The 14,726-nt window shown below is 75.3% G+C and carries 13 protein-coding genes and 2 riboswitches; of the genes, 9 read left to right on the forward strand and 4 right to left on the reverse strand.

The genetic code is table 11. From position 1 onward, the window contains the following. Nucleotides 1-3: 3 nt before the first annotated feature. From gatA to OCU29_RS02130, 8 genes are all read left to right on the forward strand, one after another. Nucleotides 4-1,494: an Asp-tRNA(Asn)/Glu-tRNA(Gln) amidotransferase subunit GatA gene (gene gatA, locus OCU29_RS02095; protein ID WP_218877116.1), complete on the forward strand. Its 1,491-nt coding sequence runs from the start codon at nt 4-6 to the stop codon at nt 1,492-1,494. Beyond that, the gene (gene gatB, locus OCU29_RS02100; RefSeq protein ID WP_179615869.1) at nt 1,491-2,990 is read left to right on the forward strand and encodes an Asp-tRNA(Asn)/Glu-tRNA(Gln) amidotransferase subunit GatB; all 1,500 of its coding nucleotides are present in this window, start codon (nt 1,491-1,493) and stop codon (nt 2,988-2,990) included. Before gatA ends, gatB begins: the two co-directional genes overlap by 4 nt. A 43-nt stretch (nt 2,991-3,033) precedes the next feature. Then, nucleotides 3,034-3,154: riboswitch (cobalamin riboswitch) on the forward strand. 77 nt (nt 3,155-3,231) lie between these two features. After that, nucleotides 3,232-4,326, forward strand: coding sequence for a hypothetical protein (locus OCU29_RS02105; RefSeq protein WP_261818617.1), 1,095 nt, complete (start codon nt 3,232-3,234; stop codon nt 4,324-4,326). Further along, complete coding sequence (locus tag OCU29_RS02110) at nt 4,323-5,282, forward strand: hypothetical protein (RefSeq protein WP_261818618.1); 960 nt, start codon at nt 4,323-4,325, stop codon at nt 5,280-5,282. Before OCU29_RS02105 ends, OCU29_RS02110 begins: the two co-directional genes overlap by 4 nt. Nucleotides 5,283-5,349: 67 nt before the next feature. After that, nucleotides 5,350-5,420: riboswitch (cobalamin riboswitch) on the forward strand. A 93-nt stretch (nt 5,421-5,513) separates the two neighbouring features. Continuing rightward, on the forward strand, nt 5,514-6,647 hold the full coding sequence (locus OCU29_RS02115) for a hypothetical protein (protein WP_261818619.1): 1,134 nt from the start codon (nt 5,514-5,516) through the stop codon (nt 6,645-6,647). After that, nucleotides 6,644-7,780: an energy-coupling factor transporter transmembrane component T gene (locus OCU29_RS02120; protein ID WP_261818620.1), complete on the forward strand. Its 1,137-nt coding sequence runs from the start codon at nt 6,644-6,646 to the stop codon at nt 7,778-7,780. The genes OCU29_RS02115 and OCU29_RS02120 overlap by 4 nt, the downstream gene beginning before the upstream one ends. Further along, the gene (locus OCU29_RS02125; protein ID WP_261818621.1) at nt 7,777-9,384 is read left to right on the forward strand and encodes an ABC transporter ATP-binding protein; all 1,608 of its coding nucleotides are present in this window, start codon (nt 7,777-7,779) and stop codon (nt 9,382-9,384) included. Before OCU29_RS02120 ends, OCU29_RS02125 begins: the two co-directional genes overlap by 4 nt. 86 nt (nt 9,385-9,470) lie before the next feature. After that, nucleotides 9,471-10,238 carry an ECF transporter S component gene (locus OCU29_RS02130; protein WP_261818903.1) on the forward strand — a complete coding sequence of 256 codons (768 nt, stop codon included), beginning with the start codon at nt 9,471-9,473 and terminating at the stop codon, nt 10,236-10,238. On the opposite strand, the gene OCU29_RS02135 is transcribed toward OCU29_RS02130, so the two are convergent. The 4 genes from OCU29_RS02135 to OCU29_RS02150 all read right to left on the reverse strand — a co-directional run bounded on the left by OCU29_RS02135 (nt 10,222) and on the right by OCU29_RS02150 (nt 13,570). After that, a complete protein-coding gene (locus tag OCU29_RS02135; protein ID WP_261818622.1) occupies nt 10,222-11,394 on the reverse strand; it encodes a sorbosone dehydrogenase family protein in 1,173 nt (390 codons plus the stop codon). The genes OCU29_RS02130 and OCU29_RS02135 overlap by 17 nt on opposite strands. Then, on the reverse strand, nt 11,391-12,302 hold the full coding sequence (locus OCU29_RS02140) for an alpha/beta fold hydrolase (protein ID WP_179615875.1): 912 nt from the start codon (nt 12,300-12,302) through the stop codon (nt 11,391-11,393). The genes OCU29_RS02135 and OCU29_RS02140 overlap by 4 nt, the downstream gene beginning before the upstream one ends. Before the next feature lie 43 nt (nt 12,303-12,345). Continuing rightward, nucleotides 12,346-12,588: a hypothetical protein gene (locus OCU29_RS02145; protein ID WP_179615876.1), complete on the reverse strand. Its 243-nt coding sequence runs from the start codon at nt 12,586-12,588 to the stop codon at nt 12,346-12,348. Between the two features lie 103 nt (nt 12,589-12,691). Continuing rightward, a complete protein-coding gene (locus tag OCU29_RS02150; protein ID WP_261818623.1) occupies nt 12,692-13,570 on the reverse strand; it encodes a DMT family transporter in 879 nt (292 codons plus the stop codon). A gap of 42 nt (nt 13,571-13,612) precedes the next feature. On the opposite strand from OCU29_RS02150, the gene OCU29_RS02155 reads away from it, so the two are divergent. After that, a complete protein-coding gene (locus OCU29_RS02155) occupies nt 13,613-14,716 on the forward strand; it encodes an exo-alpha-sialidase (protein ID WP_261818624.1) in 1,104 nt (367 codons plus the stop codon). Nucleotides 14,717-14,726: the final 10 nt, after the last annotated feature.

The following is a 14,726-nucleotide window of genomic DNA, read 5'->3' on the forward strand; positions in this document are numbered from 1 at the left end:
GCGATGGCGCGCGCCCTGGCCGCCGGCGAGACGACCTCGGTCGAGCTCACGCAGGCGGCGCTCGACGCGATCGCCGCCGTCGACGGCGCCGTGCACGCCTACCTCCACGTCGACGCCGAGGGTGCGCTCGCGCAGGCCGCCGCCTCCGACGCCCGCCGCGCCGCCGGCACCCCCGCCTCGGCCCTCGACGGCGTGCCCGTCGCGGTCAAGGACGTGCTGGCCACCACCGGCCTGCCCACCACCTGCGGCTCGAAGATCCTCGAGGGCTGGCTGCCGCCGTACGACGCCACGGTCGTGGCCCGGCTCAAGGCCGCGGGCCTGCCGATCCTGGGCAAGACCAACATGGACGAGTTCGCCATGGGCTCCTCCACCGAGCACTCCGCCTACGGCCCGACCCACAACCCCTGGGACCTCGAGCGCATCCCCGGCGGCTCCGGCGGCGGCTCGGCCGCGGCCGTCGCCTCCTTCACCGCGCCGCTGGCCCTGGGCACCGACACCGGCGGCTCGATCCGCCAGCCCGGCGCCGTCACCGGCACCGTGGGCGTCAAGCCGACGTACGGCGGGGTCTCGCGCTACGGGCTGGTGGCGATGGCCAACTCCCTCGACCAGGTCGGCCCGGTCACCCGCACCGTCCTGGACGCGGCGCTGCTGCACGAGATCATCGGCGGCCACGACCCGCTCGACTCCACCTCGGTCGACCAGCCGCTGCCCCCGCTGGTCGAGGCGGCCCGCCAGGGCGCGGCCGGCGACCTGTCGGGGCTCAAGGTCGGGGTCATCACCGAGCTGTCCGGCGAGGGCTACCAGGCCGGCGTGCTGGCCCGCTTCCACGAGTCCGTCGAGCTGCTGGTGCAGGCCGGGGCCGAGGTCGTGGAGGTGTCGTGCCCGAACTTCGTGCACGCGCTGGCGACCTACTACCTGGTGATGCCCTGCGAGGCGTCCTCCAACCTCGCCAAGTTCGACGCGATGCGCTACGGCCTGCGGGTGCTGCCCGAGGGCGTGGAGTCGCCGTCGGCCGAGGAGGTCATGCGGGCCACCCGCGACGCCGGCTTCGGCGACGAGGTCAAGCGCCGCATCATCCTGGGCACCTACGCGCTCTCCAGCGGCTACTACGACGCCTACTACGGCACCGCGCAGCGGGTGCGCACCCTGATCTCCCAGGACTTCGCGGCCGCCTTCGAGAAGGTCGACGTGCTGGTCAGCCCGACGTCGCCGACCACCGCCTTCAAGCTCGGCGAGAAGCTCGACGACCCCCTCGCGATGTACCTCAACGACCTCGCGACCATCCCCGCGAACCTCGCCGGCGTGCCGGGCATCTCGGTGCCCAGCGGTCTCGCCGAGGAGGACGGGCTGCCCACCGGGTTCCAGGTGCTGGCCCCCGCCCTGGCCGACGACCGGCTCTACCGCGTCGGCGCGGCCCTGGAGGCCGCGCTGGAGGCGCAGTGGGGCGGCCCGCTGCTCGACAAGGCTCCCACCCTGGAAGGAGCGGCCCGATGAGCGCCGCCGAGACCCTCGTGCCGTTCGACGACGTGCTGGCCGCCTACGACCCCGCCCTGGGCCTCGAGGTCCATGTCGAGCTCAACACCAACACGAAGATGTTCTGCGGCTGCCCGACGGCCTTCGGCGCCGAGCCCAACACGCAGGTCTGCCCGACCTGCCTGGGCCTGCCGGGCGCGATGCCGGCGGTCAACCGGGTCGCGGTCGAGTCGGCGATCCGGATCGGCCTCGCGCTGAACTGCGAGATCGCCGAGTGGTGCCGCTTCGCGCGCAAGAACTACTTCTACCCCGACATGCCGAAGAACTTCCAGACCAGCCAGTACGACGAGCCGATCGCGTTCGAGGGCTGGATGGACGTCGACGTCGACGGGGAGACCTACCGGGTCGAGATCGAGCGCGCCCACATGGAGGAGGACACCGGCAAGTCGCTGCACGTCGGCGGCTCCACCGGCCGCATCCACGGCGCCGACTACTCGCTGGTCGACTACAACCGCGCCGGCATCCCCCTGATCGAGATCGTCACCAAGCCGATCACCGGCATGGGGGAGAAGGCCCCCGCGGTGGCCCGCGCCTACGTGCAGCAGCTGCGCGACCTGATCGTCGCGCTCGGGGTCTCCGAGGCGCGGATGGACCAGGGCAACCTGCGCGCCGACGTGAACCTGTCGCTGGCCCCCAAGGGCTCCACGACGCTCGGCACCCGCACCGAGACCAAGAACGTGAACTCCTTCCGCTCGGTGGAGCGCGCGGTGCGCTTCGAGATGCAGCGCCACGCCGGCATCCTGGGCTCCGGCGGCTCGATCCTGCAGGAGACCCGGCACTGGCACGAGGACACCGGCGTGACCACCAGCGGTCGCGAGAAGTCCGACGCCGACGACTACCGCTACTTCCCCGAGCCCGACCTCGTCCCGGTGGCGCCCTCGCGCGAGTGGGTCGAGCAGCTGCGAGGCACCCTGCCCGAGAACCCGACGCAGAAGCGGGCGCGGCTGCAGGCCGACTGGGGCTTCACCGACCTCGAGATGCGCGACACCGTGGGTGCCGGGGCGTTCGGGCTGGTCGAGGCCACCGTGGCCGCCGGCTGCGCGCCGCAGGCCGCCCGCAAGTGGTGGCTGGGCGAGATGGCGCGACGCGCCAACGACTCGGGCGCCGACATCGCCGACCTCGGGGTCACCCCGCTCGACGTGGCCCGGGTCCAGGCCCTGGTCGACGAGGGGTCGCTCAACGACAAGCTGGCGCGCCAGGTCTTCGACGGGCTCCTGGCCGGCGAGGGCACCCCCGACGAGATCGTCGCGGCCCGCGGCCTGGCCATCGTCTCCGACGAGGGTGCGCTCAACGCCGCCGTCGACGAGGCGATCGCCGCCAACCCCGACGTCGCCGACAAGATCCGCGACGGCAAGCACGCCGCGGCCGGTGCGCTCATCGGCGCGGTGATGAAGCAGATGCGCGGCCAGGCCGACGCCGCCCGGGTGCGCGAGCTGGTGCTCGAGAAGCTCGCCTGACGGGCGCGTACCGCCGCCGGGCCCCGGCGGCGGTACGCTCCGCTCACCAACTCCACATGCACGCCCTCGCAGGGGGAAGCCGGTCGAACTCCGGCGCTGACCCGCAACCGTGGGCCGTCCCAGGACGGCGAGCCGGAGCACCCTCGTGCGGCGTACCGATCACACGCTGTCGAGGACCGCAGCGGTGTCGCCCTCGCCGCGCGTGGGGTCGTCGCCGCTGCTCGCAGCGGAGAGGAACCCCGTGAAGCACCCCCTCACCCGTGGTGCGGCGCTCGTCGCCGGCACCGCCACGGCCCTGGCCGTCGTGGCCGCCGCCACGCCCGCCGTGGCCGGCACGGCTGACAAGCAGCAGGCCGCCGCCGACTGGCTGGCCGGCGAGCTCGACGGCGGCGTCGCCGTCAACGAGCAGTACGAGTTCAACGACTACGGCCTGAGCATCGACACCGGTCTGGCGCTGCGCGCCCAGGGCCTCAAGGCCCGCAAGATCGCGAAGATCAGCGACGCGCTCGCCGGCGCCGTCGACAGCTACACCACCGGGGCCGACTTCGGCTCCGACGACGTGTACGCCGGCGCCACGGCGAAGCTGGCCTCCTTCGTGGTCCGCACCGGCGGGGACCCGGCCGCCTTCGGCGGCGTCGACCTCGTCGAGCGCCTCGAGGGCCTGGTGGCCACCGAGGCCCCGGTCGCCGGTCGCCTGCAGGACTCCTCCTCCTACGGCGACTACGCCAACACCATCGGTCAGGCCTTCGCCGCCCAGGCGCTGCAGTCCGTGGGCGCCGAGCAGGCCGCGCCGGTGACGTCGTACCTGCTGCAGCAGCAGTGCGAGGCCGGCTACTTCCGGCTCTCGTTCGCCGCCGCCGACGCCCCCGAGCAGGGCTGCGACGCCGACCCCGGCGACCCCGAGCAGGGCGCCGACGTGACCGCACTGGTGGTGCTGAACCTGCTCGAGATCGAGGCCCCCTCGGCCGAGGTGCGCACCGCGGTCGACGACGCCACCGCGTGGCTGGTCAGCCAGCAGAGCGACGGCGGCGCCTTCGACGGCGGCCCCGACGCCGGGGTGAACTCCAACAGCACCGGCCTGGCCGGCTGGGCCCTCGGCGAGGCCGGCGTCTGCGGCAAGGCGCAGGGCGCCGCGCAGTGGGTCAAGAAGCAGCAGGCCGGTGGCCGGGACAAGGCCCTGGCCCAGGAGAAGGGCGCGATCGCCTACGACCGCGCCGCCTTCCTGAGCGGCAAGAAGGAGGGCATCACCACGCTGACCGCCGACCAGTGGCACCGGGCGACCGCCCAGGCCGCCCCGGCGCTGGAGAACCTGCGCAAGGTGGAGTGCAAGGCGTGAGCCTGCGCCGCTCCCGCTCCCGCACCGGCTCGGTCCTGCTGTCCGCCGTCGTCGCGCTCGGCGCGGCGACGGCGGGGCTGGTGGCGGCCCCGCCGACGGCGAGCGCCGCCACCTGCAGCAACGCCGGCGGCGTCTCCGTGGTCGTCGACTTCAAGGGCCTCGGTGGCGGGCAGCAGACGGGCTGCGTCACCGGTGAGGGCGGCAGCAGCGCCGCGGCGATCTTCTCCGCGGCCGGGGTGTCGCTGACCCGGGCCCGCAGGCAGCAGGGCTTCGTGTGCCGGGTGCAGGACGTGCCCGCCGACGACCCGTGCGTCAACGCCTCGCCCGCCGATGCCTACTGGTCGCTGTGGTGGTCCGACGGCTCGTCGGGCTCGTGGAGCTACTCCAGCCTGGGCGTCGACCAGCTCGAGATCCCCGAGGGCGGCTCGGTCGGGTTCGCCTGGGACGACCAGTCGGGCCAGGTGCAGCCCGGCACCGCCCCGCCGACCAAGCCGGCCGCCGCGCCCTCGCCCAGCAGCTCGGGCGGCTCGGGGGGCTCCGGTGGCTCGGGCAGCACGGGCTCGACCTCGGGTGGATCGGGTGGCTCGGGTGGTTCGGGCGGCACGGGCTCGACGACCCCGGCGACACCTGCGCCGTCCGGGGGCAGCGCCAGTGCCGGCGCCGCCGTCGAGGACGAGGCCACCACCGGGGCCGAGCAGGGCCGCAAGAGGACGAAGAAGGACAAGGGCGCGACGGAGCGGTCGAAGGACGGGCGCGACGAGGAGCCCGAGCAGTCCGGGGAGAGCGCCGGTGCCGACGACCAGGACACCGTGGTCGACCTCGACGACACCGAGCCGGTCGCGGTGCCCGCGACCGACTCCGACGGGCTGCCGACCTGGGTCGCCCCTGCGGTGCTCGCCCTGCTGGGGCTGGGCCTGGCCGGCGTCGCGGTGGTACGCCGCCGTCGTCGGCTGTGAGGCTGGCATGCCGCCGTCGGGGCCGACGGCGGTATGCTGCACCCACCAACCACACCCGCGCACGTCGGGGGAAGCCGGTCGAAGTCCGGCGCTGACCCGCAACCGTAGGCCGCCCCAGGGTGGCGAGCCGGAGCACCCGCGTGACGCGCACCGATCACACGCTGTCGAGGACCGCAGCGGTGTCGCCCCTGCACCACCGGGTCGCCGCCGCGTGCAGCGGAGGGGAGCCCCGTGAGGAGCCAGAGCCGTCGAGCCCCGCTCGCCGCAGCCGTGGCCTTCGCCCTGCTGGGCGCGACCGCGTGCGGCGCGGAGGAGTCGACGGCCCCCGAGGCGGCCCCCCGGGCCGAGCAGCCGCCCGAGGCCGCGCTGGCCGGCGGCTGGTTGTCCGAGCAGCTCACCGACGGGGTCGTGCGCAACGAGCAGTACGACTTCGACGACCACGGCCTGAGCATCGACGTGGCCCTCGCGCTGCGCGCCCTCGGCGGCCACGAGGCCACCGTCGCGCGGGTCGCCGACGCGCTGGACGGTGCGGTCGAGGCCTACACCAGCGGTGGCACCGACGGCCTCTACTCCGGCGCGGTCGCCAAGCTGGCCTCGTTCATGACGCTCGCGGGGGGGGACCCGACCGACGTCGGCGGCGCCGACCTCGTCGAGCGCCTCGAGGGCCTGGTCAGCAGCCGGCCTGCCTCGACCGGCCGCCTCCAGGACACCGCCCCCGGCGCCGACGTCGCCAACACCATCGGCCAGGCCTTCGCCGCCCACGCGCTCACCACGGCCGGCTCGGCGGCCGCCGCGCCGGTCACGGACTACCTGCTCGAGCAGCAGTGCGCCGACGGCTGGTTCCGGCTGCTGCTCACCGAGGACGCGAAGGCCGGCGACCAGTCCTGCGACGGTGGTGCGGCCGCGCGCACCGACGACCGCAGCGTCCCCGACACCGACGCGACGGCGCTCGTGGTCCTCTCGCTGCTCGAGCTCGAGGACCCCTCGCCGCAGGTCGTGGCGGCCGTCGACCGAGCAGCGGCCTGGCTCGTCGAGCAGCAGGCCGCCGACGGCAGCCTCACCGGCGAGCCGGCCAGCGGCTCCACGGTCGCCAGCGCCAACTCCACCGGCCTCGCCGGCTGGGTGCTGGGGCGGCTCGGCTCCTGCGCCGAGGCCGCCCGCGCCGCGCAGTGGCTCAGCGACCTGCAGGTGCCGGCGGGTGAGCGCGAGGCCGGCGCGGTCGCCTACGAGGAGGCGGCGTACGACGCGCTGCCGGGCACCGGTCGCATCACCACCCCCGAGCGTGACCAGTGGCGCCGCGCCACCGCCCAGGCGGCCCCCGCCCTGGAGCACCTCGAGCCCGGGCGCTGCGAGGCCGGGTCGTGACCAGCACCGCGAGCCCGGCGACGACCCCCGGGGCCCCCGTCGGCGGCAACGCCCGGTTGCCGCGCGACCTGCACCCGGTGGCCTGGTGGGTCTGGGCGATCGGCCTGGCCGCGGCCGCCTCGGGCACCACCAACCCGTTGAGCCTGCTGCTGCTGGTCGGCGTCGCCGCCCTCGTGGTCTCGGCCCGCCGCTCCGACCAGCCCTGGGCGGGCTCCTTCCGCCTCTACCTGTGGCTGGGGCTGGCGATCGTGGTGGTCCGGGTGCTCTTCCGCATCCTGCTCGGCGGTGGGTACGCCGGCGGGCCCGTGCTGCTCGACCTGCCCGAGATCCCGCTGCCCGACGCCGCCGCCGGCATCGCGCTGCTCGGCCCGCTGACCTCGCAGGCCCTGCTCGCCGGTCTGTACGACGGGATGCGGCTGGCCACCATCGTGGTGTGCATCGGCGCCGCCAACTCCCTGGCCAACCCCAAGCGGCTGCTGCGCTCGGTGCCCCCGGCGCTCTACGAGATCGGCACCGCCCTCGTGGTGGCGGTGACGGTGCTGCCGCAGCTGGCCGACTCGGTACGCCGGGTGCGCGCCGCGCAGGGCCTGCGGGCCGGCGCCGGTGGCCGCACCGGCCTGGTGCGGCGCTCGCTGGTGCCGGTCCTCGAGGACGCGCTCGACCGCTCGCTGGCGATGGCGGCCGGCATGGACGCGCGCGGCTACGGCCGCAGCCCCGAGCAGGGGCGTGGCGCCCGGCTGCTGACCGGGTCGCTGATGGTGGCCGGGCTGGTCGGGGTCTGCGTGGGCGTCTACGCCCTGCTCGACACGACCGCGCCGCGGGTGCTGGCGCTGCCGATGCTGGGCCTCGGCGTCGTCCTGGCGGTGGCGGGGCTGGCCACGGCCGGCCAGCGCGTCGAGCGCACCCGCTACCGGCCCGACCGCTGGCGCTGGCCCGACCTGGTCGTGGCGCTGAGCGGCGTCGGCGCCGGGGCGCTCGGCCTGTGGGTCGCCCGCGAGCAGCTCGCCATCGCCCACCCGCCGCTCGACGGCGTACCGACCGTGAGCGCCGCGGTGCTGCTGGCCACGGGCCTGGCTCTGGCCGGTGGGCTCGCGGCGCCCGACGCCGCCGTCCGGGGCGGGGGAGCGTCGTGATCGAGCTGCGCGGCATCCGCTTCGGCTACGCCACCGGGCCCGACGACGAGCACCGCATCCTCGACGGCGTCGACCTGGTCGTCGAGGAGGGCGAGCTGGTGGTGGTCTCCGGCCCCACCGGCGTCGGCAAGTCGACCCTGCTCGGGGTCGTCACCGGGCTGGTGCCGCGCTTCTCCGGCGGCGTCCTCGAGGGCGACGTGCTGCTCGACGGCGAGAGCATCGTGCACCGGCCGCCGCGCGAGCGGGCCCACGCGATCGGGTACGTCGGGCAGGACCCGGCCCGCGGCTTCGTGACCGACACCGTGGAGGAGGAACTGGCCTACGGGATGGAGCAGCTCGGCCTGCCCGGCGAGACGATGCGCCGCCGTGTCGAGGAGACCCTCGACCTGCTCGGCATCGCCGACCTGCGCTCCCGCGACCTGCGCACGCTCTCGGGCGGCCAGCAGCAGCGGGTGGCCATCGGCTCGGTGCTGACCATGCACCCCCGCCTGCTGGTGCTCGACGAGCCGACCTCGGCGCTCGACCCCACCGCCGCCGAGGAGGTGCTGGCCACGCTGACCCGCCTGGTGCACGACCTGGGTGTCTCGGTGCTCCTGGCCGAGCACCGCCTCGAGCGCGTGGTGCCGTTCGCCGACACCATGTGCCTGCTGCCCGGCGACGGGCGGCTGCTGGTGGGCCCGCCCGCCGAGCTGCTGCGCACCTCGCCGGTCGCCCCGCCGATCGTCGAGCTGGGCCGCGCCGCCGGCTGGTCGCCGCTGCCGCTGAGCGTGCGCGAGGCGCGCCGCGCCGCCAGGTCGCTGCGCCCCCGGCTGGTCGACCCGCCGGAGGAGCGCGCCACGGTGAGCCACGACCCCCGCACGGGCCTCGTGGCCCGCGGCCTGACCGTCAGCCACGGCGCGACCGTCGCGGTGCGCGAGGTCGACCTGAGCCTGCCGCCGGGCCGGGTGACCGCGCTGATGGGCCGCAACGGCGCCGGCAAGTCGTCGCTGCTGTGGGCGCTGCAGGGCACCGGTCGCCGCTTCGCCGGAGCCGTCACCGCGGCGGGCACCGACCCGGCCTCGGTCCAGCCCGCCGAGCGGAGGGCGCTGGTGGGCCTGCTGCCCCAGAACGCCGCCGACCTGCTCTACCTCGAGACCGTCGACGAGGAGCTGGCCGCCGGCGACCCCGCCGGCGCCCCTGGCGCCTGTCGGGCCCTGCTCGACCGGCTGGTGCCCGGCATCGACGGCGACGCCCACCCCCGCGACCTCTCCGAGGGCCAGCGCCTGGCGCTGGCCCTGGCCCTGGTGGTGGCGGCCCGCCCCGGGGCGGTGCTGCTCGACGAGCCCACCCGCGGGCTCGACTACTCGGCCAAGGCCGAGCTGGCCCGGGTGCTGCGGGCCCTGGCCGCCGAGGGGCACGCCGTCCTGGTCGCCACCCACGACGTCGAGTTCGTGGCCCAGGCCGCCGACGACGCCGTGGTGATGGCCGAGGGCGAGGTCGTCTCCTCGGGGCCGGCCCGCCGCGTGGTCGTCGAGTCGCCCGCCTTCGCGCCCCAGGTCACCAAGGTGCTGGGCGCGCCGTGGCTGCGCGTCGACGAGGTCGTCACCGCCCTGGAGCCGGCGTGAGCACCCCGGTGCTGACCCGCGTCGCAGCCGTGCCGCTGGGCCGGCGCTCGGCGCTCGTGCTCGCCCTGGCCTCGGTGGCCGGGCTGATGATGCTGGTCTGGCCGCTGCTGCTGCAGGTGCCCGAGGGCACCCGGGTCGACCCGCCGTTCCTCTTCCTGGCGCTGCTGCCCGTCGTGGTCGCGGTGGTGCTGGCCGAGGTCAGCGAGGGCGGCCTCGACGCCCGGGTGCTGGCGGTGCTGGGGGTGCTCAGCGCCGTCAACGCCCTGGCCCGGGCCATCTCCCCGGGCATCGCCGGGGTCGAGCTGGTCTTCTTCCTGCTGGTGCTCGGCGGCCGGGTCTTCGGGCCCGGGTTCGGGTTCGTGCTGGGCTGCACCAGCCTCTTCGCCTCGGCCCTGGTCACCGCCGGGGTCGGGCCGTGGCTGCCCTACCAGATGCTGGTCGCGGCCTGGGTCGGCATGGGCGCCGGCCTGCTGCCGCGCCGCCCCCGCGGGCGCAGCGAGATCGCGATGCTGGTCGTCTACGGGATCGTGGCGGCCTACGTCTTCGGCGCCCTGATGAACCTGTCGGGCTGGCCGTTCATCCTGGGGGTCGCGGTGCCCGGCCACGAGGGCGACCTCAGCTACGTCGCCGGCGCGCCGGTGCTCGAGAACCTGCACCGGTTCGCGATCTACACCCTGCTGACCTCGACCGGCGGCTGGGACACCCTGCGGGCGGTCACCAACACGGTGGCGATCGTGCTCCTGGGGCCCTCGATCCTGGCCGTCCTGCGCCGGGCGGCCCGCCGGGCCACCGTGACCGGCAGCGTGACGGGCAGCGTGACCGGCAGCGTGGCGGGGGTCAGGGACGGATCCTGAGGATCTTGTCGTCCTCGGCGCCCGGGCTGCCCCGGCCGTCGCGGTTGCTGGTGGTCACCCACAGCGACCCGTCGGGCGCCTCAGCGACGGTGCGCAGGCGGCCGTGCTCGCCCACCAGGTACGCCGTCGACTCGCCGGCCCGGCGACCCTGGTCGTCGACCTCGACGCGCCAGAGCCGCTCGCCCTGCAGCGCGCCCAGCCACAGGTGGCCACCCGCCAGCGCCAGCCCCGAGGGCGAGGCCTCCCCGGTGGGCCAGGTGACCTGCGGGTCGACGTACGCGTCCTGCCCGCCGACCCCCTCGACGGCCGGCCACCCGTGGTCCTCGCCGCCGTCGATGCGGTTGAGCTCGTCGGCGGTGCTGTCGCCGAACTCCGAGGCCCACAGCCGGTCGCCGACGAAGGCCAGGCCCTGCACGTTGCGGTGGCCCGAGGAGAAGACCGGGCTGTCGGGGCGGGGGTTGCCCGGGGCCGGCTCGCCGTCGGTGGTGATCCGCAGGATCTTGCCGCCGAGGCTGTCGGGGTCGGGGGCCCGGGAGGGCTCGCCGGCGTCACCGGTCGAGACGTAGAGGTGGCCGTCGGGGCCGAAGAGGAGCCGGCCGCCGTCGTGGATGAAGCCGTTGGGGATGCCGGTCAGCACCGGTTCGGTCTCGCCCAGCCGCATCCCGCGCAGCCGGGCCCGCACCACCCGGTTGTCCTCGGCGGTGCTGACGTAGAGGTAGAGCATCCGGTCGTCCTCGAAGTCCGGCGAGACCGCGACTCCCAGGAGGCCGGCCTCGCCCTGCGCGACCCGTTCCTCGACGGTGCCGGCCACGACCACCCGGTGCTGCTCGCCGCGCAGCAGCAGCACCCGGCCGCTGTCCCGCTCGGTGACGACCGCGTCGCCGTCGGGCAGGAAGTCCAGCCCCCAGGGCACCTCGAGCCCCGTCGCGACGGTCTCGAGCAGCCGCGGCGCCCGGGCCGGGGCCGTGGAGGTCGACGCCGTGGCGGAGGGGGAGGGGGAGTCGGACCCCGACCCGGTCGGGGTGGCCGGCAGCGGTGTGGTGTCCGGCGTCGTCTCGATGATCCGCACGTCGGTGCTGTTGCCCTCCTCCAGGCAACCGCCGAGCAGCACCGCACCCAGCAGGGTGCCGGCGAGCAGGGCCGGCCGGCGCCTCACCCGCACCGCTCGAGCAGCTCGAGCAGCAGCCGGTGCACCTCGTCGGGGTGCTCCAGCGGCAGGAAGTGGCTGCCGGGCAGCTCGTGGTACGCCGCCCCCGGCACCCGGGCGGCCGCCCGGGCCATGTCGCGCGCCCCGGCCAGCACGTCCCAGGTGCCGGCCACGAAGGTGACCGGCACCCGCAGGTGGCGCAGCGAGACCCGGGCGTGCTCGGAGGTGCGCAGCGCGAGGTGGAAGTACCAGTCGAGGGGGGTGGTCAGGAACTCGCGCACCGCCATCGCCGCGATGTCGGGGTCGCGCACCGGCAGCATGAAGCCGGTGTGGCTCAGGGCCGTGATCGTGCGCGGACCGATCGGCAGCCGCGTCGAGATCGGGGTGAGCGCGCAGCCGGCGTGCTTGGCCACACGGGCGGCGTTGACGGTCAGCAGCCGGGCCACCGGCCGCGGCAGCCGCAGCGGGGCGAGCATCGTGGCGAAGGTGTCGCCGGGCACCCCGGCCACCGCGAAGAGGCCGCTGACGCGCTCGGGGTGGCGCAGCGCGAGCTCGAACATGGTGTTCACGCCCATCGACCAGCCCATCAGCACCGCCCGGTCGATGCCGAAGTGGTCCATCACCGAGAGCCCGTCGTCGACGATGTCCTCGATCCCGCAGTGGGACCTGTCGCGGGGGCGCTCGGAGCCGCCCACCCCGCGGTGGTGCCACGACACCACCCGCACCCCGCAGCCGGGGTCGAGCAGGGCCGGCCAGGCGTAGGCGCTGGTGCCGAGCCCGTTGCACAGCACGACCGTGGGGCCCTCGATGGTGCCCTCGGGGTCGTTGGTCCAGGCTCGCAGCCGGGTCCCGTCGTCGGAGATGACCTCGGAGAACGCGAGGGACGGTGTCGAGGTGCGGGCCTGGGAGGTCGGCATGCGCCGATTGTGCCGCACCGCGCGGGCGGCGGCCCGCGGGTGCTCAGAAGTGCTGCGCGCGCGGTGGGTGGTGGGGGTCGTGGTGCTGCTGCTGGCGGTGGTGGCGCGCGAGCTCGAGGCGCTCGAGGTAGGTCTCCACCTCGTGGCGCTCCACCCGGCGACGGGCGGCGTCGGTGCTGGCCACCATGGCGTTGTGCTGGGCGCGCTCCTGGGAGGCGACGGGCCAGCGGCGGGCGGCGTCGGCGAGACCCAGGACAGGCAGGACGAGGTGGCGGGCGAGAGACATCGAGGGGCTCCCCAGGGGGTCGGCGAGACCCCGACACTAGGACGCGTGACCGACGCTGGGGAGACCGTGGCGTCAAGCCCGCGTGAACAGCCAGGTCAGCGACTCAGTCGAGGACCGGCACCCGGGCGCGCTGGGAGCGGGTGGCGCCGATGCTGGCCAGCACCACGCAGGCCACGGCGACGTACTGCACCGCCCCGAGCAGCTCGCCGAGCACGACGATGCCGGCGAGGGCTGCGGCGGCCGGCTCGAGGCTCATCAGGATGCCGAAGACGGCCGGGCGCAGGCTGCGCAGCGCGACCAGCTCGCAGCTGTAGGGGATCACCGACGACAGCAGGCCGACCGCGGCGCCGATGAGCAGCACCCGCGGGTCGAGCAGGTCGCTGCCGCCGGTGCCGACGGCGAAGGGCAGCAGCACCAGCGCGGCGACCGCGCTGGCCAGCACCAGGCCGTCGACGCCCTCCCAGTGCCTGCCGGTCTCGGCGCTGAGCAGGATGTAGGCCGCCCACGCGGCGCCGGCCAGCAGCGCGAAGCCGACGCCGGCCCAGGTCAGGTCGTCGCCGTCGAAGCCGAGCAGCGCGACCCCCACCCCCGCCAGCACCACCCAGACGAGGTCGCGGGCCCGGCGCGAGCCCAGCACCGCCAGCGTGAGCGGGCCGATGAACTCGATGGTCACCGCCACCCCCAGCGGGATGCGGGCGAAGGACTGGTAGATCGACCAGTTCATCAGGCCCAGGCTGAGCCCGAACGCCACCACCACCGCCCAGTCGCGCCGGGTGCGTCCGCGCAGGCGCGGGCGCACGACCAGGGCGAGCACCAGCACGCTCGAGGCCAGGCGCAGCCACACCATCGTGGTCGGGCCGATCTCGTCGAAGATCGACTTCGCGACGCTGGCGCCGAGCTGCACCGAGGCGATCCCGATGAGGACCAGCCACACGGGTGACACGGCCTGCGGCAGGGGCGACGATGAGTTCGGGCCGACCACGCGGTCAATGTACGGGTGGGACGTCGAGGAGAGGACAGCGACATGACGCAGCAGGGCAGGACGGTGCTGATGGTCGGCACCCGCAAGGGACTGTGGGTGGGGGAGTCCGACGACCGGCGCCAGGAGTGGTCCTTCACCGGCCCCCACCACGACATGCAGGAGGTCTACTCCTGCCTGGTCGACACCCGGGTGCGCGACGAGCACGGCCGGCCCCGGTTGCTGGCCGGTGCCGCCTCGACGTGGTTCGGCCCGCAGGTGCAGGTCTCCGACGACCTCGGCGGCGCCTGGCACGAGGCGGAGCAGCCGCCGGCCTTCCCCGACGACGTCGACGCCTCGGTCGAGCGGGTGTGGCAGCTGGTGGCCGGCAGCGAGCCGGGGGTGCTGTGGGCCGGCACCGAGCCGGGGGCGGTGTTCCGCTCCCGCGACGACGGCCGCACCTGGCAGCTCGAGCGCGCCCTGTGGGACCACCCGCACCGTCCGCAGTGGGCCGAGGGGTTCGGCGGCCAGGCCTTCCACACGGTGCTGCCGCACCCCACCGACCCGGGTTCGGCGGTGGCGGCGCTCTCGACCGGCGGCGTCTACCGCACCACCGACGACGGCGCGTCGTGGCACCCGCGCAACCAGGGCATCCGGGCCGAGTTCCTGCCCGAGGGCGAGCAGTACCCCGAGTTCGGCCAGTGCGTGCACAAGGTCGCGCGCCACCCCGCCCGTCCCGAGCGGCTCTTCGCCCAGAACCACGGCGGGGTCTACCGCTCCGACGACGAGGGCGGCAGCTGGACCTCGATCGCCGACGGTCTGCCGGCCGACTTCGGCTTCCCGGTGGTGGTGCACCCGCACGAGCCCGACACGGCCTACGTCTTCCCCCTCGCCGGCGCCGACGGCCGCTACCCGCCCGGGGGCCGCGCCCGGGTGTGGCGCTCGCGCGACGCGGGGGAGAGCTGGCAGGAGCTGGGAGAGGGCCTGCCCGACAGCTTCTTCGTCGGGGTGATGCGCGACGCGATGTGCAGCGACGACCACCCCTCGGCCGGGCTCTACGTCGGCGCGCGCAACGGCAGCGTCTGGGCCTCCGCCGACTCCGGCGAGACCTGGCGCTGCGTCGTCAGCGACCTGCCCGACGTGGTCTGCGTGCGCGCCGCCTCCTACTGACCCGCCGCCG

Source organism: Nocardioides sp. OK12, assembly GCF_024341885.1.
Lineage (GTDB): Bacteria > Actinomycetota > Actinomycetes > Propionibacteriales > Nocardioidaceae > Nocardioides > Nocardioides marinisabuli.